This window comes from Capsulimonas corticalis (assembly GCF_003574315.2).
GTDB lineage: Bacteria > Armatimonadota > Armatimonadia > Armatimonadales > Capsulimonadaceae > Capsulimonas > Capsulimonas corticalis.
The window spans coordinates 6697226-6718923 of the sequence record NZ_AP025739.1; the positions used below are offsets into that span (position 1 = coordinate 6697226).

Below are 21698 nucleotides of genomic sequence, written 5' to 3' on the forward strand. Positions count from 1 at the left end.
AATTTTCGTGTTTGAGAGAATTTTTTGATAATGTATTTTTACTGAATAGGTATAATCGCACATCAAATCTCACTCAGACAGGACGTAAGGCATCATGATGAAATCGACCGCGCTGATCCCGCTGGCTCTCCTGAGTTACGTACTGTTCCCCAGCGCCGCCGCGCAGGCGCAGAAAAAAGTCGCCCCGACAGCGGCGGCCGCCGCCGAGACAAACCGGGCAGAGGGCAAGCCCACGGTGCTCAACGGCATCCGTGAAACGACGCTGCCCAACGGCCTGACGATCCTGACCAAGGAAGTCCACGCCGCGCCCGTGGTTTATTTCTCGGTGTACTACAGGGTCGGCTCGGTCAACGAGCAGGTCGGCCAGACGGGCATGAGCCACCTGATGGAGCATATGATGTTCAAGGGGACCAAGTCGCGCGGCCCCGGCGTCATCAGCTCCACGCTCCAGACCAACGGCGCCGACTTCAACGCGTCGACCTACTTCGACCGGACCGAGTACCATGAGACGCTCGCGTCGGACCGTCTGGAAACGGCGATGCAGATCGAATCGGACCGCATGGTCAACTCGCTCTACGATGAGAAGCAGCATCAGAAAGAGATGAGCGTCGTGCGGTCGGAGTACGAAGCCGGCGAGAATAATCCCGGCGAGGCTTTATATAAGGCCGTACGACTCGCGGCGTATCAGGTGCATCCATACCGGTGGGAGACGATTGGGTTTCGGTCGGACATCGAGAACTTCACGCGCGACGAGATGTACGCGTATTACAAGAACTACTATACGCCTAACAATGCGACCGTGGTGATCGTCGGCGACATCGACACCGCGAAGGCGATTGCGATGGTGACCAAGTACTTTGGATCGATCCCCTCGCACCCGGTCGCCGAGCACTTCATCACCCCGGAGCCGGCGCAGGAAGGTGAGCGGCGCGTGACGGTCTCGCGCGCGGGAACGACGCCGCAGATTCTGATCGGTTACCATATCCCCGGCGTGATGAACCCCGACCGGTACGCCGTGGATGTGCTGGAGACGGTGCTGAGCGGCGGCCGCACGTTCGGACGCCAACGCCAGCGATACGGGCCTACGCGATCCAGACCTCTTCATCCTTGGCGCCTCCGCGCAGCCCGGCCACACCAACCCCGAGCTGGAGAAGGCGCTGCTGGACGAGGCGGAGAAGGTAAAGACGACGCCGATCTCGGGCGAGGAACTGACCCGCGCGGTCAATCAGGCCGAGGCCGATCATGTCTTTGGCGGCGAATCGGTCACCGAACAGGGAAGCCAGTTGGGCGAAAACGCCATGCGCGGCGATTGGCGCTACGGCGAATACTACCTGCAAAACCTGCGTAAGGTGACGCCGGCGGACGTGCAGCGCGTCGCCCAAAAGTATCTGGTCGAACGCAACCGCACCGTCGGTTACTTCGAGCCGATCCGCGCCGCGAACGCTCCGGGCGGCGCCGCTCCCGCCATCCCGGCGCCCGCCGGCGTTGTCGCCCCCAATCCCGTCAAAATGCATCTGCGCGATTACCACATGTCGCGGCCTGCCGCGGCTCGTCCGGCGTCCCTCCTCGCGGCCAGCGCCAAAGGCGCGCTGCCGACAAAAGTGGTGCTGGACAATGGGATTACGGTGGTCGTGCAGGAAAATCACGCGACACCGACTGTCTCCATCAGCGGCGCGCTGATGAGCGCTGGATCGGTCTTCGATCCGCAGGACAAGCGCGGCCTCGCCGGATTCACGGCGGCGCAGCTTTCGCGCGGCACGCAGTCGCGTTCGCTCCTCGATATCGCCAAGATCCTCGAAGGCGGCGGCTCCAGCGTCTCGATCGGCGGGGGCGATGAGTATGCGTCGCTGGGCGCGCACGGTCTGTCCAAGAACTTCGATACCCTGCTGGATGTCCTGTCCGACGAACTTCGTCATCCGGCGTTCCCGGCGGACGAACTGGAAAAGGCGCGCCGCCAATCGCTGGCGGGGGTGAGCTCCTCGGCGTCCAACACGGGCGTCCTGGCCGGGATCGCCTTCCGCAATGCGCTGTATCCGAAGACCCACCCCTACAGCGCAGAGCCGCTCGACGAGCAGGCGTCGGTGCTCAAAGCTCTGACGCGCGACGATCTCGTGAATTTCTACAGCGCGCACTACGCCCCGGACCAGCTCATTTTGACGATCGTCGGCGATGTCGATACGCAGACAGCGATCGCGCAGGTCAAGAAGTACTTCGGCGATTGGGCCAAAAAGGGCAACCTGCCGGCCGTCGCCATCCCGCCGGCGCCGCCCGTCGATGGACCGCTTCAGACCATCGTGATCCCCGTGCCGGACAAGGCCCAGGTCGATGTGCGCTACGGCTTTCCCAGCGGCCTGCGGCGCAGCAGCCCGGACTTCTACACGGCGAACGTGCTCAACTTCATTCTGGGCGGCGGAACGCTTTCCTCGCGTCTCGGACTGAGCGTGCGTGACCGCCTGGGGCTCGTCTACGGCATCACTTCCTCCGAGGAAGCGCGTCTGGGAGAAGGACCGTTCAGCGTGCGGTACGGCAGCAACCCCGCCAACGTGGATCAAGCGGCGGAGGAGATGTTTCGGCAGATCCAGCTCATCCACGATAGCGGCGTGACCAAGCAGGAGACGGCGGACGCCATCTCTTACTTGACCGGATCCTACGCGGTCACCCTTTCCACAAACGGCGCCGTCGCGGGACAGCTGCTCACGGCCCAGGTATATTCGCTCGGCCTCGATTATGTCCAGAAGCGCAACGACTACTACCGCGCCGTAACCGTGGATGATGTGAACGCCGCCGCGAAGAAGTATCTGAAGCCGGGGACCGGCGCGCTGGTTATCTCCGGAACATACACCGGAAAGTACGCCAGCGCGAAATAGCCACTCGGTACACTCCAACACCAATCGCGGGCGCAGCCAGAAGAAAGGCTCCGCCCGCGATCATTTATTAAAAATGTCTAATTCCTGTTGACAAACGGTTTTCCGAAATGCTATCCTATCTCCGACCGAATTAATCGGAGACTATAAACGTCGGAGAATAAATATGCGCACCCGTTCCCGTCTCGGGTTTACCTTAATTGAATTGCTCGTTGTGATCGCTATTATCGCGATTCTCGCCGCCATCTTGTTCCCTGTCTTTGCCCAGGCGCGGGAAAAGGCGCGAGCCATCTCATGCATGTCCAATATGAAACAGATCGGACTGGGCGTCCAGATGTACATTCAGGACAACGATGAGCGTCTGTTCTTCCGAGGGGCGAAGGACAACACGGCGTCCAGCCTGGGCAAGATCCGCACCGGAGCGGTCGTCGGCTCCAGCACGAGTCCGGCCGCTCTGGCCGCAGCCTGGTACAACGTCATCTTCCCATACATCAAGGCAAAGGGCGTCTATTCCTGCCCGAGCGATCCCGGCCCCACCCCAAGCCTGATGCCGGACGGCGTGTCCACGGTGCTTCGCTCCTATGCCGCCGCCGACTCCACGGAAGGTTTGTCGCTGGCGCAGGTCGATGTTCCCGCAGACACGATTGTCGTCACGGAGAAATGGGATAAGTCTCTTGCCGGCGTCGCGAACACCGAGTCCTGGTTTGAAGTTTGGGACGGCGACATGGCGCACGAGCCGACCCAGCCCGGCCGCATGGTCAAATATGCGAACCGGCATCAGGGATTTATGAACTGCGCCTTCTTCGACGGCCACGCGAAGGCGGTCCGGCCCGATGCGATCTGGAAGAGCGCGGATCTGACGGGATGCAACCTCATTCATCGCTATCCGGCGCCCGGAACATCGGGTATCTCTAAGTGTGACGGATTTTCGACGGGCTGTATCACTAACGACCCGACCAAAAATATGTGTATGAGCTTTACCTACAACAACTAAGCCGTCACACTCCGCAAGACCATTCGGCCTTCATTCCCATCGGGAATGAAGGCCGAAGCTGTTTCACTCCAGGAAATCCGGCGGCGCATGGCGAATATGCCTGCGTTGTGACGGGAGAAGAGATGAAGCAAGTGAACGGACCCGGCATCCCATTGTTGGCCGGCGGGATTGGTTTGATCGTTTTCGCGGCGGTGGTGATCGGAGTTTTCAGCTACAAGCCGCACGCCATATTGCAGGGCGCCCTGCCCGTCTCCGGCCCGCGCGCCCCCATCCCGGTCGTCGACGCCGCCACGGTTGATCGGGGCCGCCATGTCTACCAGCGGGAAAACTGCAGCGGCTGCCACACCATGACCGGAACTCAGATCGGGGCGATTCCGGACCTGCTCCACGAAGGCCAGCGCAACGCCGATATTCCGTGGCAGATGTCCAACCTGCGCGAGCACCGACGGATCCATCCCAATTCGGATATGCGCAACTACGACAAACTTTCGCCCGAAGACCTGCGCGCGCTGGCCTCATATCTGGCGACGCGGCAGTAACGCCGCATGGGATCGCGCAGAGATTGGTGCGACCGTCAAGCCATTTTCGTCCGTTCCGGGAGGGCGAAAAAGACCGCGAGGGCGGCGACCATGATGACGCACACGGTCACATTGACGAACGCGAGCGCGAAGGCGGCTCCATACAGAATCGGGCCGAATCGGTACTGCTGGGTGATATGCCGAACACGGTGCGGATCGTGCTCGGCGGCGAGCAGCCGGCCGTCTTTCGCGGCGTAGCTCCAAAGCTGATTGAACGCGCACGCCATCAGGACGTTGAGGCCGCAATAGACGGCGGCGGCCGTTTGCGCGTAGGGCGTCCGGATATATTCGGCCACAAGCGCGGTGGGAAATGGGATCAGCGTCACCAGCATCAGCAGCAGGCCGTTGTAGACCAGAAGCTGATGGTCCTTGCGGTGGATCTGCTCGAACAGCCGATTATGGTTGATCCACATGACGAGGATTGTCAGAAAGCTGATGACATAGGCGGCCATGGACGGCCACTGCGATTTGAGCGCGCTAAGCAGCGCCGCCCCCGGATCGCCCCCCGCAGCCACGGCGAGGGAGGGGACATGGATATCCAGCACCAGCAGAGTGATCGCCACCGCAAACACGCCGTCGCTAAACGCCTCCAGCCGCCCGGTTTCCTTTTCCGCCATTCGCCGCCTTTGTCCCTCTCCGCAGCAATCCAAATTCACGATCGAGCGCCGCCGCTAACGTTTGAGCAGCCGAAAGGCGATGCCGCGCCCCATGCCCTGAGCATAGGCCAGCTGTCCCCAAAGGCTCGCCAGCGTTTCCAGCAGCGCGGCGCTCGCGAGCGGCCCGGCGTCCACGGCGTCGAACCCCATCTCACGCGCCAGGGTCGCCGCGATGGCTTTCGCCTCGGCGTCGTCTCCCGCGTAAAGCATTGTCGCCGCCTCGCCTCCAAAATCGGGATCCTGCATACCCTCAAAGCCCAGCGTGTTGAAGACCTTGACCACACGCGCTCCCGGCGCCCACTGCGCGATCTGTTCGCCCCCAGACGTTGACGCGGCGTCCGGCGTCGCGAACTTATTGCCGCGCAGCGGGTTCGTACAGTCCAGCAGAACCTTGCCGGTCAGATCCCCCGCGCTCTCAAGCACCCCGCGCGCCGCATCCCAAGGAACCGCCAGCGCAACCACGTCCGCCCGCGCCGCATCGCGGATCAGCGCCGCCTTTGTCCCCTCTCCAATCCGCGCCGCCGTTTCCTGAGCCCTCGAAAGCGAGCCGTCGGCAACGCCAAAGGTTACCTGATGCCCATTGCCCGCCCAGGCGCGCCCCAGCGCGCCGCCCACGTTACCGGCGCCTAAAATTCCAATCTCCATCGGGTCGTCTCCTTCTGCGATTGTCACCCATTCCTAAGTTGCGATGGCGTCCGGGGCAAACCCACCCCGGCGCTTTGCGTACTCCCTGGCAAACCCACCCCCACGCTTCGCGCGACCCCTCCCGCCGCCGGGAAGGGTTTGTAAGATTGTCTCTTACGAAAGTCGCCTGCGATATCGATCCGAATCACCCTTCCCGCTGCGGCTAAGCTTGTATCACATCTTTTGGGGGTGTACGAAATTGACGCAGAATATGGGATCCTAATATCGGAGGAACAACGATGTTAGGATCCGGGTGGGCCGAAAACGAAATTCAGGGGACAAAGTTTGGCGATGAGCGCTTCCGCCGTGTCATGGGGGAGACACTGGAAGCAAAGTTTTCTCAACCCAACGTCAGCTTTTCCACGATGTGCGGCAATGCTTTGAGACAATCGGCGGGACGTCTATTACGCCACCCAGAAACCAATGCGACGGATCTCCTGGAGGGACACCGGCAAGCAACTCTGCAGCGATGCCTGGGAGAGAAAACCATTGTCGTAGCCCAGGACACCAGTTCCTACAATTATTCCACCCACTACGCCACCGAAGGGCTGGGGCCGATCAATGACTCGAAAAAGGCGATGGGCATTCATCAGCATTCCGCGCTGGCGATGACACCCGACAGACTTCCGCTGGGAGTGGTGGAGGCTCACTTTTGGGCGCGCCCCCTGGAGAAGCAAGCGGCGGCGCAGCGACGCAAAAAGCCCATTGAGGAGAAGGAAAGCCATCGCTGGCTGCGAACGGCGAAACATGTGGAGCAGCTCTTTGAACCCCACCTTCGCCAAGGAGGAGAGGTGGTCGTGGTCGCGGACCGGGAAGCGGATATCTTCGACCTGCTAGCACAAGAGCGTGCTTCGGGCCTGGAACTGATTATCCGCGCCGCTCACCCCCGCACTGTTAAAGTGATGGATGGGGAGGTGATGGATGGGGAGGTGATGGACCGTTCGGAGGGCGCCACGAAAGAACCGGCCTATTGTTCTCTTCTGGTAGCGGCTCAGCAGGGAAACGTCCTGGGCCACTATACGCTTCGTGTTCCTGGACGGACCCAGGCTCAAGATCGTGACGCCACGATGGAGATGCGCCATTGCCGTGTGGAGGTTCAGCCGCCCAAAGCCGGTGTGGGACATGAGGAGAAAGCCGTTCCGATCCAAGTGGTAAGCGCTCGGGAGATCGTCCCTGAGGGAGATCCCCATGCCCCTTTGGAATGGATCATGATCACCACTGTGAATGTGATCGATATGGCGTCGGCGCGGCGTGTCCTGGATCTTTATACGTGTCGTTGGGAGATTGAGCGATTTCATTTTACGCTCAAATCGGGCTGCCAAGCCGAGCGTCTTCAGATGGACGATCTAGATACTCTTTGCAATACGCTCTCGCTTTACCTGGTGGTTGCCTGGCGATTGTTATATGTGACGCATTTGGCGCGTGTGATGCCCGAAATCCGCGCCGACCAGATTATGGATACAACAGAGCTTGCCATTCTCAATCAGCAGAGCCGTACTCCGATCACGACAATTTCGCAGGTGGTGACGGCCATCGCGCAGCTTGGGGGCTTTGAGCCCTACAAAGGCGGCCCGCTACCTGGGGTAAAAGTGCTCTGGAATGGGCTCAGAAAGCTCGACTCCATGGCGGCTGGATGGAGGCTCGCCATGGAGTCGATCAGAACCCAAAATGTGATACAAGCTTAGCCGCTGCGGGAGGGGTGGCCCGAAGGGCCGGGGTGGGTTTGCCAGGGAGTACACTAAGCGCCGGGGTAGGTCACCCGGAAGGGTCGCGCGAAGCGCGGGGGTGGGTTTGCCAAGGATGCCCCGAAGCGCCAAGGTAGAAAAAGCCCAGGCAGCCCAAGCGCCAGTAATAACTTCCTCAAACCCCAAGCGCTTGAATGGCAAGTCGCGCGGCGTCCGCGCCGGAATATTGCTGCTGGCCGGTGATCAGATTGCCGTCGCGGACGGCGTGGGGCTTGAACCGGCCGTCCACGATGAAGTTTGTTCCCGGCAATTTCTTGGCCTCTTCCTCAATCCAGAAGGGCTGGATCTTTCGCTGGACAAAGGCGTCGGCGAACTCTTCTTCCGAATTGGCGAAACCGGTCCATGTCTTGCCTTGGACGAGCAGGCTGTCGTCGGCGAGCCGCGTTTTGAGAAGGACGGCGGTCGCATGGCAGACGATCGCCGTGATCTTGCCGGTCTGGTAGAAGTCCGACACGGCTTGATGGACGCGCTCGTCTGCGTAAAACGTCACCATCGGCGCTTGTCCGCCCACGAGGAACAGGACATCGTAATCGTCCAGACGCACGGAGTCGAGCCGGAGCGAATGGGTCACCTTCTCCATCAAATGGGGCGAACTGAGAAAGCCCAGGCTGATCAGGTCCGACGCCGAGTAGCCGCTGGAATCGCGCGGATCGCTCCAGGAGTCGGCCTTGAGCTCGCCGCCGTCGGGGCTCGCGATCTCCACGATGTAGCCGCTTTCGGTAAATTCCCAGTAAGGGTGCGTCAGCTCCGACCACCAGAAACCGACCGGCCAGCCGGTTTGGGGAGACACCGCTGGATTGGAGGCTAAAATCAAGACTCGTTTGGGATGGGATGGGTTCAGCAGATCGATGGCTTTACTCAATGGAAGTCTCCTTGCGGGGTGAATGCTTGGCCAGCAGGTCGCAGAGTGACGCGGTGTCGGTCATCATGGCGTCGCCGGCAAACGCAAAGCCGTCGAGCGCCCGCTGCCGCGCGGCCTCATCTCGCCCCCCGCAGGCGTCGGTCACGACGACGGGGAGATATCCAAGATCAGTGGCGTGACGGACGGTCGGCTCGATGCCGATCTCCAGCGCGAAGCCCACCACAATGACGGTGGTAATGGCGCAGTCGCGCAGGGCGATATTGAGAAACGTCCCCTCAAAGGCGGCCATGGTGATCTTGTCCACGACCGCCTCGCTCGGGAGCGGGGCGACTTCGGGGCTGATCTGGAAGCCGGGCGCGTCCCGCAGAAACCATGGATGGACTTCGGCGACGGTCGAAACGCGCTGCCACGCCATGGCCTGCCGCAGCAGGAAGACGCCGCTGGTCTCCTTGGGCAGCGAAAGGTGGCGCGTGAAGAACACCCGAACGCCCGCCGCGCGCGCGGCGGCAAGCACCCGGACAACCCGCGCGGTGGTCGGCGCGGCGTCCGGAAGCTGGCTCAGGATGCCGATCTGCATATCGTAAACGAGGAGCGCCGTCCGCTGGGGGTCGCAGGCTTCTTCGAGTGTTTGGGGAATGTTCAATCCGAAGGCGTGTTTCAAGGTCTTTTCCTTTCCTCGGGCGACGCGGCGGATCGAACCGCGCCGCCCCTGCCGTCTCGGGTCTACTCACCGCAATGCCGGCCCGACTACGCCGCGCCTTCCAGCTCCGAGTCGGGCATCGCCACGCGGCCTAACGAGGCTTCGTCGAACATGCTTTCCAGCGGCAGCGGCGCGATCACGGGAAGGCAGAACCATTCGATCAGGCCCGCCTGCGTCATGGGAAATTCGTCCAGGTATTTCTGAGCCTCGGCGACGCTCGCAACTTCGAAGACAATCACCACGCCGGGCTGATCGGCCAGGGCGTAGTTTTCCCGAATGATCCCCTTCTTCCAGAGCCGCCAGGCGTGGGCGGTCTCTTCGGGGAGCATCGGTCGGATCTGCTCCATCGTCACTCCGGGCTTGAAACGGTCATAGGTAATCACTTTCACGTTTAGCTCTCCTGTATCCGGCGCTCACCAGCAAGTTTCGAGTGATCGCACTCCTTGATTATGCGGGGCGACGGCGAAGCGGGCTAGGACGATCTTGCGGCTTCTGGAACGATCTTGCGAATGTTTTCGAGACGGACATGAGCGCGGGGAGTCATCACCGAGCCGTCTCCTGCAAAAAGGCGCGCGGGGTCTGCCCGGTCAGCCGCTTGAAGTGGCGCGTGAAGTGGCTTTGGTCGCTGAAGCCCAGCTGCTGGGCGACCTCGCCCACGGAGAAGCGTCCCGACCGAAGCAGCGTCCTGGCCCGCTCGATCCGCCGCCGCAAAACGTAATCGTAGGGCGAGGCGCCGGTGGCCTGTTTGAACTGGCGTGAAAAGTAGTAGGGGCTGATCTGCGCGACGGCGGCCATTTCGGCCAGCGTCAGGTTTCGGTGGAGGTGGGCGTCGATATAATCGATCACGCGGCGCAGCTTGGGACGCGAAAGCGCGCCGATCCCATCCAGAATGGGCTCGGGAAAGGCGTTGTAGCGGCGGAGCAGATGGACGGCCAGCGCGGTCGCCAGGCTCTCGGCGAACAGCGGACCACCCAGGCTGCCGCTTTCCAGCTCCGCCTTCAGCGCCAGCCCCAGGTATTGGACTTGCAGATCGAGGCCGCCGTGGCTTTCGACGAGTTCGATCCGGTCGGCGTGGACGGTTTCGCGGGCGACATTCGCGACCAGATGCGGGTCGATCGCGATCGCCAGCACGTCCGCCGCCTCATGCCAGCGCAAATCGCGCGGGACGCCGGCGGGAACAAGGCAGACATCGCCGGCGGCCATGCTTCGGCTGCGATACTGCTTCCCGGACTTCCACTCCAGCGTATTGGACGGACTGAGGTGGAGCGTCAGCAAATGGTCCGGCAGCAGGTTCTCCCTCGGCTCCATCGGGGGCAAACGAAACTGCTCGACAATGATTCCCTTCCAGCCCGCGTCCGCGCTTGACAACAGCAGGGACGACTCCGGGACGACCGACAAACGTTCGCCGCTCTCACTGTCCGCATAATGTATCAGGCTGACGGGCATCGCCGCAAAAATCCCTTCAACGCATCACGCAATTTCTCTGCCTCCAGTTTACCTAATGTCCGGCCAATGTGGGGCGCTATTGTCTGACGAGCCGCCCTTTGACATGCCCGTCGACGAATGCGACGGTTTCCCAGGACGCGCCGTCAAAAGGGCGGGCCATCGCAGCATCGCGAAACAGCGGCTGCTCGGCGGGACGAGCGATGTTCACGAGGCTACCGCCAGACAGCGCCCCCTCGAACTGATAGGGCTGTCCGGTCAGCGGGCTCACGAATACGTCGTTCCCGATGGCCGGATGGGAGCGTCCCGTGTTCGGATCGATCCGCTTTTCCTTCGCCGCGATATAGGACGCGAGTGTCCGGCGAAGCTGCGCGAGCGATTGGAGATGGGGGAGTTTCCAATTGTGGTCGGCTTCATACTGAACGATCGCAAGGCCGATCAGCTGCATGTTGCTCTTCGTCGCCGCCGACTTTGCGGCCCAGCCCACCCGCTGATCGTACTCGGTGGGAGTCATCACGCTGTTCCCGATGGTGGGGTAGAGCGGAATATCCCGGAACTCCACGATTTGGTACGCCCGTGTTTGCAGCTGAAATTCCTTGATGTTCGCCCTCGCCAGCTTTGGATTCACGCTGAAGATCGTTTCGACATTTGTTTGCATGGCCGAGGCGATCTCCGTCCTCTTCGCCCCGTCGAGCGGAACGACCGAGCCGTCTCGGTAGACCGCAACAAAGCGGCGCGCCAGCTTCGCGATCGACGCTCCTCCAGGCAAAATCGGATCGCGATGCATCTTTCCCCCGGCGCCGGGATACCACAACAAAGGTTTGTCGCCGAGGATCAGCTCCGGAAAGAGGAACGCGGTGCGCTTGTCCGGCCACTCAGCGGACACGACCGGCGCCGAAAAAGCAGGCGTCGCCTCAGTCGGCAGCGTCAAGATAGTCCGCCAGGGCTCCGTGGAAACGCCGACACGAACCGTACAAGATTTAGAGTTAGGTGAGAGAGATTCCACCCTCATTTCTCTATCGAAAGCCTCATTGGAGTAAGAGAATGCGGAATCTTTTTGAGCATTCAGCATCTCGTAGTAGCTGCTGCGATCGCGGCTCGCCGACTTGATTGAATAAGACACCTGGTAGGGAATCGCCGGGTCTTTGGGATTTACCGGCCGCATCCAGTTGACGGGCGCGCCTACTTCGAGCGCGGTGATTGGGGCGCCGTCGGTATTCCACCACGCCCCGGCCGACATATTCCAACGGTTCTCCTCACGCACCGGCCGGCTTATTCCGTTAAAGCTCACCTCGGCGCCGTTAGGCAGCATGGCCGTGTGTCCATGCGCGACGATCCGATCGACGAACGCATTGTCCGAAGCAGCCGTCGTCGCCGCAAGGGTCTGAAGACTACCCAGTTCCCCTGGCAGGTCCGCGTCGGGCGCGTTCAAACGATCGGCGAGCGACTGCGTATCCGCGACCGTTCGAAAACATCCGGCGAGTTCCAACGTCCCGCCATGAATCGGCATCGCGATCGTCGGCGCGGAGAGCATCCTGGCGTCGCGGACGATCCCCATGGTTTCGCCGACATGCGACTCCGTGAACGCCGCCAGCTTCCGAACGCCTTCCGAACTCAGGGTGATCTTCACCACGGGTTCACGACCATCGGCGCCGCCCAGCTTCGCCTGCGCGCTCACAATATCGGCGTCCGTCAGGATCATCTTGCCGCTCATCAGAAAGGCCGACCAGCGATTGTAATTATGGGCTCGTTTTTGAATTTCCGCTTTGCGAGTTGGCGACAATATGGCGATATTCTCACCGGAAGTCACCGATGAAAAAGAGGCGTCGAAAAATGTCTGTTTGTCGCGGCGGTCGATGAATTGATAAACCTCACCACCACTTTGATCACGCGCGATCGACATCGACACCGGACGGTTGGGATCTCGCCGGGAGGAGAGGTCACGCCAGTAGAGAAATTCCAGGATTCCCCGGCTGCGACGATGGACTACCGAAACGGTCGTCGCGGGCGCGGCGTTTGTCTCGCCGTGAGCGGCCGTTCGCGCGATGGGATGCAGCGCTGACAGGGGCAGAACCAATACGGCGGCGAGGCCACAGGCGGCGAAGATCCATTTGCGGCTCAGCGAACGCCGATTCACTCCCGCCGTAAGCACGGCGCGGATGCGTCCTTCCGTTTCACGCGGCAGCGCCATGGCGATTGCCGCCGTTCGCGGATTGGCGCCGGGAGGCAGCGACTTCAGGACATCGACCAGGCGCTGCGCGTATTCCGTCGGAGGTACGCCGGCGCGCAGCACACTGTCATCGCAGGCGCGCTCGCCCGCTTCGCGCATTTGCCGCGACGCGAGCCAGACCAGGGGATGAAACCAATAGAAGGCGCACGCCAGAGTGGCCGCGCACTGCGTCAGCCAGTCGCCGCGACGGATATGCGCCAGCTCATGAAGCAGCACGGAGCGCAGGCACTCCTCGGACCACTCTTCCGACTGCGCGGGCAGCAGAACGACCGGTCGAACGACGCCCCAGGTGATCGGAACCGCGACACCGCCCTCGCGGGATCGCCGAATGTCTAAGTTTCGACGCAGCCCCACCGCGCGAAGACACTCCCGTGCAAGGCCGTTCGCACACTCGTCCAGCGCCAAGCTCCCCTGACGAGCGCTCGTTACCAAGCGCAGCCCCAGGAAGAATCGCCCCAGCGAGACAAACACGCCCAGCGCCCAAACGACAGCGACAATGGCTGTCCAGGCGATTCGCGGCGGTTCGACCGGCGATGCGACAGCCGCCGGCGAAGCAACGCTTGACACATCCAACGCGCCTGCCGCCATCGGCGACGCGATTGCGGTATGCTGCTTCTTTTCGGGCATAGCGATAGGGGCGGCGTCACTCTGCGCCGATGCGGAGATCGCCTCCGCCGGCGTGTTCTTCCTGATAGGAGCGACCGCCGAGCGCATCGTATAAGCGACATTCCATGTGGGAAGAGCAAAAGAGAATAATGGCAGCAGCAGAACGCCGGCGATGGCCGACGCCCAGACGGCGTGACGCGCCGCCGCCGATGCGCGTCGTAAGCCGCGCGCTATCGCCATGGCGGCCAGCAGCAAGAACGTACACTTCGCGAGCAGAACAAAAACCGGCGGGGCCATCCATGCGTTCATCATTCCGTCCCTTCGTGGGTCTTGTCGCGCCCTTCGGTCTTCGCCTGCTGGATCATGCCTTCCAGGCGACTCAGCTCGTCCTCGGTCGGCCGCATCTGCTGGTTCGCGAGCAATGTCGCGACTGCGGATTCCACGCTGCCTCCGAAAAACGTCTGCACTACATTCTCAATCGCCGACTTCGCCACCGCCGCCCAACTCTCCGTCGGCTTGTAAACGTACTTCGTCCCCACCTCGGTGTGGCGGATCTGCCCTTTCTCCTCCAAAATGCGCATCAGCGCTCGAACCGACGAATAACTCGGCGGGTCCGGCAGCGCCTCCAGCACCTCGGCCACGGTCGCTTCACCGCGCGCATAGATGATTTCCATGATCTGCCGCTCGCGCCGACTCAGCCGATGCGGCAATACTTTGTTCATTCGGAGGCTCCTTGACAATGCGAACTTCTTATGCTAAATATATTAGCATCACAGACGAGCCGTGTCAAGGGTTTATGCGAAAAAATTTAGCACATCATTTTAACCCCGCCCTGAGCGAGTTTCGCCCCACTGCGCTTACAGTGTGGATGTTGTCATCGTTCCCGCCGGCGCGGTCCGCGCTTTCTTTTGGCGGCGGGGCCTGGTTTTCGGCTGCTGGATTCTGCCGAGGAACTTCGCCAAGGCGCCTTTGCGCCGATGCTGATCGTTTTCGTCCGTTTCTTCCCAATGCGTCAGCGCTTTTTTTGACTTGATCAGATCCTCCACGCGCGCCAGCACGTCGGGCTCCAGCACGCCGTACTCCCACTGGGCGTTGGCGAGCGCGAACCAGACGACGCAGGCGTCGCACGGATCTTCGAGAAGATCGGCGAAACGGAGATTCAGCGCGCTTCGTATTTCTTCATGCCTGAAGCCTTCATCGTACCTGGCGAGGCAGTCGAGATAGATCTCCTGAATAGTGACGTCCGCGATTAGCCCCGTATCCCACGTTCCCATAGTCCCGCTCCCTGCTCTGCGTGATTTGCCCATTGTACTCTGTCTGCGTCTCCCCAGGAACCTCGTATTGCCCGCCGAGATACGATGACTTCGGAAAGTGGCGGGGTATACTACCGTCACGGGCGACGTGTCTGACAGACCGTCAACGCTTGCGGGAAGCGTCGGCTCCGCCGACCGCGATCACGAAATTGCAGCGCCCCACCATTTAACAACCAAGCCGACACAGGGAGATTTCGTGAAAAAGTTTATCGAGTTCGCAATCAAGGCGGGAAAGATCCTCGCCAAAATCGCGGCGGTGTACGCCGCCGTCGGCGCCTATGATGTGCTTCGCAACAAGCCGGCGGACAAAGCCGTCGCCAAGCGCTACTTCACCGGCAACGGGATCCTGACCTGGGTGCTGTCTCCGCTGAACACGCTGCTGGACGTCCTCTCGCTGCCATATGTCAATAAGGGCATCTGGAAGCTCGAAGACTTCCCTAAGGAATATCAGGAAGAGATCACGCGCGTTCTGGAAGCCTCGGTGCGCGAGAACCTGGTCGCCAAGCTCGAAGAAACGGCGAAAGAGCACAAGCGGACGATGGTCTTCTTCAAGTGGTACGGCGAGAACGTGGAGAACACGATCGAAATCCCGGATTTCCATGCCGACTACAAGTACATCCAGACCATCGGCGTGTCGGTCTTCAACAAGAAGCAATCGACATCCAAGCACTTCGGCCCGTTCCGCGCCACACTGCGCATCCTCTACAATATCAATCAGATGGAGGATGACTCGGCGTACATCACGGTCGGCAATGTGAACAACTACTGGCGCACCGACAAGCTGTTCATCTTCGACGACACGCTGATGCACCAATCGTTCAACGAGACCGAGCAGCCGCGCTACAACATGTTCATCGACATCCTGCGCCCCTCGCTCGTCCCAAGCTTCTTCCGCAAAGTCGTCTCCACCGCACGCTTCTTCCTGCGCAGCGTCAACTTCCTGTTCTACAAGAATTGGGACGTCGTCAAGGGCTAATCGCCGACGGTTAACGAACACACGGCGCGGAGGTAAACGGCAAACACCGCCGACCTCCGCGCCTTTTTTCTGGGGATCCAAGTATGCCCTACAATTTCCGTAACTTCTCCGGCGTCCCTTTTGACATGTTGATAGCGTGGTACGTTACTGGTATGTTTGCCCTTGTGGTTGTTCTGCCGCTGGGAGTAATTGGGCTTCTCGCCTACATACTGCCGCGTAGACCTCTGCCATTTCCAAAGCAATGGAGTCGCGGTGTGTCGTTTGCCACTTTCGTCCTCCCGCTCCTCTCTGGTCTTGTACCCCTGTCTGCTCTCTACTTACTCGCATGGCGCGCGCACCTCAATATTGGGCATTGGCCACGCTATATGCTGGATGATCCAAATAACTTCCAATTCAACGATCCCTGGTACGATCGCCTCGACGGTCTCACCTGCATTGCCGATGGGATTGGCTGGTGCTGCCTATATGCATCGATTGCACTCACAATACGCTTTTCTCCCCAAATTACCATGCGCCGCCGCATCATTATGGTCTGCCTGTTCCTTGTCTCTTGGACAGTATTTGTCCACGAACCCAATCAGCTGTTTTGGTGGCGGCTGGATTGAGTATAATTGCAGCAAGATAGCGAATGCTATATTGCTCCGCCTCGGATTTGTCGGAGAGGCAAATTTCGCGAATACATAGACCGATGAAATATTTTCTTTACGCCAATCAGGAATTCGTGGGATGGTCTGCGCTGGAGCATGCGGATCCGGCCATGGGCTGCGTTTCCGGCGTTTTCCACCCGAACGAGAATTACGAGAACATCAAGGACATCATTCTGAAGTATTCGGCGTGCCACTTACCTGGCACGGACGCCGCAAAAAAAGAACTCGACCAGGTGTGGCCGCGGATTGAGGCGCTCGGTCTGGCGGTCGAACCCGAGGGATGCTCGCCGTTCGAACCTACCGGAGGCGTGATCGTTATCGATTACGCGGAAGATTTAGGGGATGAAATCGGGCGCGAGTTGCATGTCTTTGGCTTATCGCAGGAAATATTCGCGGAGTACTTTCCAGAAGCGCACGATCGATACTGGGGCGTTAGCGATCGATAAATGATATTGCTCTCTAATCGAGTGCGCCGTTACTGGATGGAAACACCAAGCGCCGATCGGAGATGATACGTGGCGGCATAAAACAAAAAAGGCCGACTGGGAAGCGCGCGGCGGTGCGCCTCCCGGTCGGTCTTTTTTGTATGAGCAATCTGCCCGGACGGACTTACCGGGGGCTGAATGTCGCCGTGAACTGGCCGTCGTCAGTGCCCGCCGCCATGCCCTGGACGCTGACGGTGCAGTCGGTGGGCGAGCCGCCGCCCTGGACGCAGTCTCCGGCCAGCGCGACGGATCCCGCCGATACCGAGTTGGGGCGAAGCCATTTGGCGTGGCCGTCGCACAGCAGGAAGTTGGAGCCGTCCGTGTGGCGGCCCTTCAAAGCCGCGAGGCCGCCATTCGGGTCCGCCGTACAGGTCATCCCGCCCATGCAGCCCGTGGCGAGCGCCGCGCCCCGCGACTGATTGCCGATGCTGAACGGGTAGACGATGTTGTTGGTCGGGCCGCCGCCGTTAAGCACCGCCGACACGACGGTCGATGTGCTGCGCTCCGCCGGATCCGTCAAAGGACCGTACACGCCCTGAACTTCCGAGAGCAGAACCGTCTTCGCCGGGGAAGCCTGCGCGGAAATCGCCTGGCCGACATGCGGATCCGTGCCGCTGCCGGGATCCGTGCGCGTCAAATTGAGGTTCGCGGCGTAGGAGTTCACGTAACTCGTCACCCCGCCGCTCGGCGCGGGCGGCTTCGTGGCGTCGTCGGGACACTGATAAACGCCGGTGCTCTTGATATAAGGATAGATTTCGCCGCCCCAGCCCTGGCCGAGGTAATCACCCTGAGACGCCGGGTAAGCGGCTGTGATCGGGAAATTATCGTCGCTATCCTGTTCGTACTGCATAAACCCCAGTCCAAGCTGCTTCATGTTGGAAAGGCAGGACGTTTGCCGAGCCTTCTCGCGAACCTTCGCAAAAACCGGGAACAGGATCGCCGCGAGCACCGCGATGATGGCGATGACGACAAGAAGCTCAATCAGCGTAAAGCCAGTGCGGTAAGATTTAATCGACATTCGTAATTCCTTTTGACAGCCGACTTTAGCCAGCGGTGTAGTATCATCAATAGTCGGGGGGCGAGAGGGAGATCTTTAGCCCTATCGAACACTTGTCCGCGAAGAATCCGCGATACCGACGAAAGAATTCTCACAATTATGAGCGAAATTATCGATACCGAGCGGTTTGCGATCCGCGCCATCCTGCTCACTCCGGAGCGCGAAGTCTTACTGCTGCGCATTCTGCCCGACGATAATATCGAGCCGTTTTGGATCGCTCCCGGCGGCGGGCAAGAATCGGGCGAGACGTTCGAGGAGACGCTGCGGCGGGAGTTGCGGGAGGAACTGGGACTGACGGAGTTCGCTGTCGGCCCTGTCGTGTGGCGGCGAGAGCACACGTTCCGCTGGGCGGGACGCCGGATCCGTCAGCAAGAGCAGTATCATATTGTCCACGTCCCGCGCTTTCAGCCGGTGATGACGGATGAAACGGAAGCCAAATCCCTCGATCGGTTCCAATGGTGGCCAGCCGCGGACCTGGCTCAGACCCGCGAGCGCCTCACGCCCCTCTCCCTGGCGACTATTGTCGAGCAATACATGGCGAATGGCGCGCCGCGCGAACCGCTCGCTCTCGAAGTGCTTGTGGATTAAACGCCCGGCGGCTATACGCGCTGAGAAATCTTGGTTCCTTCTGGATGGATGTTGGTATAATTACCTATATTGCCGTTTCGCTATCCGTGACGCTGGCAGTGTCGCCTTTCCATCACGTTGATGAACACCGCAATTTTTAATACCTTCCCACGACGCGGCGGCGCGTCACGGGTTATTTTGGACGAAATTGAAGCAGGCAATGTCCGATCAAAACATATCCCAGGAAGCGGGCAACGAAGCCCCAGCGCCAGATGACGCCGCCAGAACCAAATCAGAAACGAGCGGCGCGCGAGCGATGTCGCGTCCCCACAGATTGTCACTGCGCAGCGATAGCCAGTTTCGCCTTCTCGTCGAAAGCGTCGAGGACTACGCGATTTTCCTTCTGGATGTGGATGGGTACATCGTGACGTGGAATCGAGGGGCGCAGCGGATCAAGGGGTATAACGAATCCGAGATCATCGGCAGGCACTTTTCGACATTTTACACGCCCGAAGATATCGCGCGCGACCATCCGGCGGAGGAGCTGGAGATCGCGATTGCGGAAGGGCGATATGAGGAAGAGGCCTGGCGTGTCCGTAAGGACGGCTCGCGTTTTTGGGCGAATGTGATCATCACCGCCTTGAAGGACGAGTCCGGACAGCATTGCGGTTTCGCCAAGGTCACGCGCGACGTCACCGCGCGTCGCAACGCCGAGGAATCGAAGATCCAGCAGATCCGCGAGCAGATCTCCCGTGTCTTTCTGCGCGAAGTGCTCTTCAGCGTGACTGAAGGACGCCTTCGATTTTGCGAAAATGTGAGCGATCTTCCCGAGCCGCTGCCGCACACCAGCGGCGACATTCCCTTTGGATACACAACCCTCGCCTCGGTACGCTACTTTACGACGGAAGCCGCGGCGAAACTCCACTACTCCGAGGAGCGTATCCATGACTTGATCACGGCGGCCAGCGAAGCGGCGATGAACGCCGTGGTTCACGCACAGAAGGGCATCTGCCGTATCTCCTGGTCGCCGGAAGGCTCCATCCAGGTTTCGATCTCAGATCACGGCCCTGGCATTGAACTATCGCTCCTGCATCGCGCCACGCTGGAGCGCGGCTACAGCACGGAAAACAGCCTGGGGCATGGCTTCTGGCTCATGCTGCAAACCTGCGACCGTGTGTGGATCCACTCCGCCCCCGAAGGCAGCATCGTTGTGCTGGAGCAGGATAAGCAGACGCCGGACCCCGGCTGGCTGTCCATGCAGAAATAACCCCCTACCCTTGCAGCGGCAGCCCCAGCGCGATCGCCACGCCAAACATCAGCAAGGCGCAGAGATCGTGCGATTTAACTCTTCTCCCCGGCGGCTTTGAGCGCGGTTACAATCGCTTTGGCGTTTTTCACGAGCTCGGGCGAGTTGCCGTCGTTGTTGTAAACGCACGCGATGAGCGTCTTTCCGTCTTTGGCGCGCGTGTGGACATCCGCGCCGTGCGCCAGTAGAAACTTTACGTTTTCCAGACAGCCAAAATCTACGGCGACATGCAGCGGCGTTTCTCCGTCCTGATCTTTCAAATTGATCTCAAACCCGTGCTGAAGCAAATAGCGCAGCATCGGCGTATGTCCGTCCTGCTGGGACGCCACGTGCAGCATGGTCGAGTGGTTGCGGGTCGTCGCGTACAGATCCGCGCCGTGATCGAGCAGCAGCTTAAAGACGTCCAGGCGTCCCGCGCAGGCGGCCATATGCAGCGGCGTAGCGCCCTCGGAATCCAGCGCGCGGACATTGGCGTGATGGGCGAGGAGCAAGCGGACAAGATCGGGACTCGAAAACGCGGACGCGAGGCTCAGCGCCGTCGTTTGGTTGAGCCCCACTCCCTCGGTGTCCGCGCCGGCGTCCAGCAGCGTCTTCGCCAGCGCGACCGGCGCGCCGGGCCCCAGTGACGATATTGGAGTGTAACCGTAGCTATCACGCGCATTCGGATCCGCCCCATGCTGGATCAGCAGCGCCGCCATGCGCGCATTGCGAGTCTGACTGGCGAGCATTAACACCGGCGTGCTGGGCATCGAACGATGCGTCGCCGCCGGGTTCTTATAGTTCGGATCGGCCCCGGCGGCAAGCGCGGCGTTGGCCTTGGCGAAATCGCCCGCATCCACCGCGTCCCACAGAGCCGAATTGGAGATGGCGGGCGCCGCGTCCGCCAGCGTGGCGACAGGAACGGGCGTCGTTTGCGCCTTCGCGGCGGGACCGCCGCACAACAAGGCAAGCGGAAGGAGGATTGCGTAGACAGGCTTGACGGATCGGAACCGGAGCGACATGGGCGTTTCTCCTCGCGGCGGGCGTTTGTCGCGCAATCTTACACAAATTTCATGGAAAATCCTGCGCAATGACGTCGCGTGGCGTGTGCGGCCCGCGCAAATCCGTGAAGTAATCTCAATACTCATGCCCTTGCTGCGGGACGACAATCTCTCCGGACCGGGTTTTGAACTTGATTGGGATCGTGGCGTGCTTGTCGCCGTCAATATTGTTGAAGACGTCGAAGTGCAGGTGCGGCTCGGTGGAATGGCCGGTGCTTCCCGACAGCGCCAGCGGCTGCCCGACAGCGACGCGCTGGCCCAGCGCCACCAAAACGCCGTGCAGTTCGAGGTGGAAGTACTCGCCAAAGGTTCCGTCGGAGTGCTTCACGATCACATAGTTGGCGTCATTCGCGAACGAGAGAGCGGCGCCGCCACGATCCGAGTCCGAACGCACCGCGACCACCACGCCGGCGCGCGCGGCGCGCACCACCGTTCCGGTTGGCATCGCCCAATCGATCGCGTATTCGTTCTGTGATCCGCGATAATGGCTGAATGTCCCCAGGTTACCTTGCGAAACGGGAAACACGGCGTTGGCGTAGGGAAGCGAATAAATGTACGGCTGCGCCGCCCCCTTTCTTCGGCCGCCCGCCCGCGCCCGGCACTTTGACTGATAACGCCAGGCGCGGCTCGGGTCCGCTCCCGTCAGATACACCACGGGAATCGAACGCTTGCCGTCCGAGTCCAGCGTCACGGGCAGCTTGCGCGAACACCGCAAGTTCTCGCCGCTCACATCCACCGTAATCGTAAAGCACGAGATATTCGCCGACTGCGCCACCAGCCACACGCCGCCCGGCGCCGGATACGCCTTCAATTCAATGCTCGAATCGCCGGCGGCCAGCGCCGGCGCGACGAGGCCAAAGAGCAAAACCACGACAAGTAAGAATTTCGACACGAGATAAACAGCCTTTCCCTGGCGCGGATATCGAGCAGCCCAACACTGTATTA

The 21698-nt window shown here is 60.7% G+C and carries 22 protein-coding genes and 1 pseudogene; 11 read left to right on the forward strand and 12 right to left on the reverse strand.

All coding sequences use genetic code 11. The features are described from left to right. Nucleotides 1-94: 94 nt before the first annotated feature. From D5261_RS29100 to D5261_RS29115, 4 genes are all read left to right on the forward strand, one after another. Nucleotides 95-1348, forward strand: coding sequence for a M16 family metallopeptidase (locus D5261_RS29100; RefSeq protein WP_119322967.1), 1254 nt, complete (start codon nucleotides 95-97; stop codon nucleotides 1346-1348). Beyond that, the gene (locus tag D5261_RS29105; RefSeq protein ID WP_119322966.1) at nucleotides 1299-2867 is read left to right on the forward strand and encodes a M16 family metallopeptidase; all 1569 of its coding nucleotides are present in this window, start codon (nucleotides 1299-1301) and stop codon (nucleotides 2865-2867) included. The genes D5261_RS29100 and D5261_RS29105 overlap by 50 nt, the downstream gene beginning before the upstream one ends. Before the next feature lie 163 nt (nucleotides 2868-3030). Further along, entirely contained in the window at nucleotides 3031-3858 is an 828-nt protein-coding gene (locus D5261_RS29110) for a prepilin-type N-terminal cleavage/methylation domain-containing protein (protein ID WP_119322965.1), read from the forward strand. 122 nt (nucleotides 3859-3980) lie between these two features. Further along, entirely contained in the window at nucleotides 3981-4397 is a 417-nt protein-coding gene (locus tag D5261_RS29115; RefSeq protein ID WP_119322964.1) for a c-type cytochrome, read from the forward strand. Between the two features lie 35 nt (nucleotides 4398-4432). Here D5261_RS29115 and D5261_RS29120 read toward each other — a convergent pair whose 3' ends face one another. Further along, nucleotides 4433-5053, reverse strand: coding sequence for a TMEM175 family protein (locus D5261_RS29120; protein ID WP_119322963.1), 621 nt, complete (start codon nucleotides 5051-5053; stop codon nucleotides 4433-4435). A gap of 54 nt (nucleotides 5054-5107) precedes the next feature. After that, on the reverse strand, nucleotides 5108-5737 hold the full coding sequence (locus D5261_RS29125) for an NADPH-dependent F420 reductase (RefSeq protein WP_119322962.1): 630 nt from the start codon (nucleotides 5735-5737) through the stop codon (nucleotides 5108-5110). Nucleotides 5738-6015: 278 nt separating this feature from the next. Between D5261_RS29125 and D5261_RS29130 the strand changes: the two genes are divergently transcribed. After that, a complete protein-coding gene (locus D5261_RS29130) occupies nucleotides 6016-7461 on the forward strand; it encodes an IS4 family transposase (protein WP_301002343.1) in 1446 nt (481 codons plus the stop codon). A 175-nt stretch (nucleotides 7462-7636) separates the two neighbouring features. Here D5261_RS29130 and D5261_RS29135 read toward each other — a convergent pair whose 3' ends face one another. The 7 genes from D5261_RS29135 to D5261_RS29165 form a co-directional block, all read right to left on the reverse strand. Beyond that, a complete protein-coding gene (locus tag D5261_RS29135; RefSeq protein ID WP_119322949.1) occupies nucleotides 7637-8383 on the reverse strand; it encodes a type 1 glutamine amidotransferase domain-containing protein in 747 nt (248 codons plus the stop codon). Next, nucleotides 8376-9044 (reverse strand): cysteine hydrolase family protein, encoded by a 669-nt coding sequence (locus tag D5261_RS29140; protein ID WP_119322948.1) that lies wholly within the window; start codon nucleotides 9042-9044, stop codon nucleotides 8376-8378. Before D5261_RS29140 ends, D5261_RS29135 begins: the two co-directional genes overlap by 8 nt. Before the next feature lie 86 nt (nucleotides 9045-9130). Beyond that, complete coding sequence (locus D5261_RS29145; RefSeq protein ID WP_119322947.1) at nucleotides 9131-9472, reverse strand: YciI family protein; 342 nt, start codon at nucleotides 9470-9472, stop codon at nucleotides 9131-9133. Nucleotides 9473-9626: 154 nt separating this feature from the next. Beyond that, nucleotides 9627-10529: a helix-turn-helix domain-containing protein gene (locus D5261_RS29150; protein WP_125206134.1), complete on the reverse strand. Its 903-nt coding sequence runs from the start codon at nucleotides 10527-10529 to the stop codon at nucleotides 9627-9629. A 76-nt stretch (nucleotides 10530-10605) separates the two neighbouring features. Next, a complete protein-coding gene (locus tag D5261_RS29155) occupies nucleotides 10606-13674 on the reverse strand; it encodes a M56 family metallopeptidase (protein ID WP_119322945.1) in 3069 nt (1022 codons plus the stop codon). Further along, entirely contained in the window at nucleotides 13671-14084 is a 414-nt protein-coding gene (locus D5261_RS29160; protein WP_119322944.1) for a BlaI/MecI/CopY family transcriptional regulator, read from the reverse strand. Before D5261_RS29160 ends, D5261_RS29155 begins: the two co-directional genes overlap by 4 nt. A gap of 135 nt (nucleotides 14085-14219) precedes the next feature. After that, nucleotides 14220-14636 (reverse strand): hypothetical protein, encoded by a 417-nt coding sequence (locus tag D5261_RS29165; RefSeq protein ID WP_119322943.1) that lies wholly within the window; start codon nucleotides 14634-14636, stop codon nucleotides 14220-14222. Between the two features lie 235 nt (nucleotides 14637-14871). On the opposite strand from D5261_RS29165, the gene D5261_RS29170 reads away from it, so the two are divergent. The 3 genes from D5261_RS29170 (at nucleotide 14872) to D5261_RS29180 (ending at nucleotide 16744) form a co-directional block, all read left to right on the forward strand. Next, on the forward strand, nucleotides 14872-15651 hold the full coding sequence (locus tag D5261_RS29170; protein ID WP_165864401.1) for an aspartyl/asparaginyl beta-hydroxylase domain-containing protein: 780 nt from the start codon (nucleotides 14872-14874) through the stop codon (nucleotides 15649-15651). 83 nt (nucleotides 15652-15734) lie between these two features. Beyond that, nucleotides 15735-16256 (forward strand): hypothetical protein, encoded by a 522-nt coding sequence (locus D5261_RS29175; RefSeq protein ID WP_119322941.1) that lies wholly within the window; start codon nucleotides 15735-15737, stop codon nucleotides 16254-16256. A gap of 83 nt (nucleotides 16257-16339) precedes the next feature. Further along, nucleotides 16340-16744: a hypothetical protein gene (locus D5261_RS29180; RefSeq protein WP_119322940.1), complete on the forward strand. Its 405-nt coding sequence runs from the start codon at nucleotides 16340-16342 to the stop codon at nucleotides 16742-16744. Between the two features lie 163 nt (nucleotides 16745-16907). Here the strand turns inward: D5261_RS29180 and D5261_RS29185 are convergent, their stop codons facing one another. Then, nucleotides 16908-17801 (reverse strand): DUF1559 family PulG-like putative transporter, encoded by an 894-nt coding sequence (locus D5261_RS29185; protein WP_119322939.1) that lies wholly within the window; start codon nucleotides 17799-17801, stop codon nucleotides 16908-16910. A 138-nt stretch (nucleotides 17802-17939) separates the two neighbouring features. Between D5261_RS29185 and D5261_RS29190 the strand changes: the two genes are divergently transcribed. From D5261_RS29190 to D5261_RS33675, 3 genes and pseudogenes are all read left to right on the forward strand, one after another. Then, nucleotides 17940-18428, forward strand: coding sequence for an NUDIX hydrolase (locus D5261_RS29190; protein WP_119322938.1), 489 nt, complete (start codon nucleotides 17940-17942; stop codon nucleotides 18426-18428). A gap of 322 nt (nucleotides 18429-18750) precedes the next feature. Then, a pseudogene (locus tag D5261_RS33670) lies at nucleotides 18751-19113 on the forward strand (PAS domain-containing protein); the annotation flags it as partial. A gap of 108 nt (nucleotides 19114-19221) precedes the next feature. After that, entirely contained in the window at nucleotides 19222-19674 is a 453-nt protein-coding gene (locus tag D5261_RS33675) for an ATP-binding protein (protein WP_435792422.1), read from the forward strand. A gap of 74 nt (nucleotides 19675-19748) precedes the next feature. Here the strand turns inward: D5261_RS33675 and D5261_RS29200 are convergent, their stop codons facing one another. Then, nucleotides 19749-20714, reverse strand: a complete 966-nt coding sequence (locus D5261_RS29200; protein ID WP_165864400.1) for an ankyrin repeat domain-containing protein — start codon at nucleotides 20712-20714, stop codon at nucleotides 19749-19751. A 115-nt stretch (nucleotides 20715-20829) separates the two neighbouring features. Then, on the reverse strand, nucleotides 20830-21645 hold the full coding sequence (locus tag D5261_RS29205; protein ID WP_119322935.1) for a M23 family metallopeptidase: 816 nt from the start codon (nucleotides 21643-21645) through the stop codon (nucleotides 20830-20832). Nucleotides 21646-21698 lie beyond the last annotated feature (53 nt).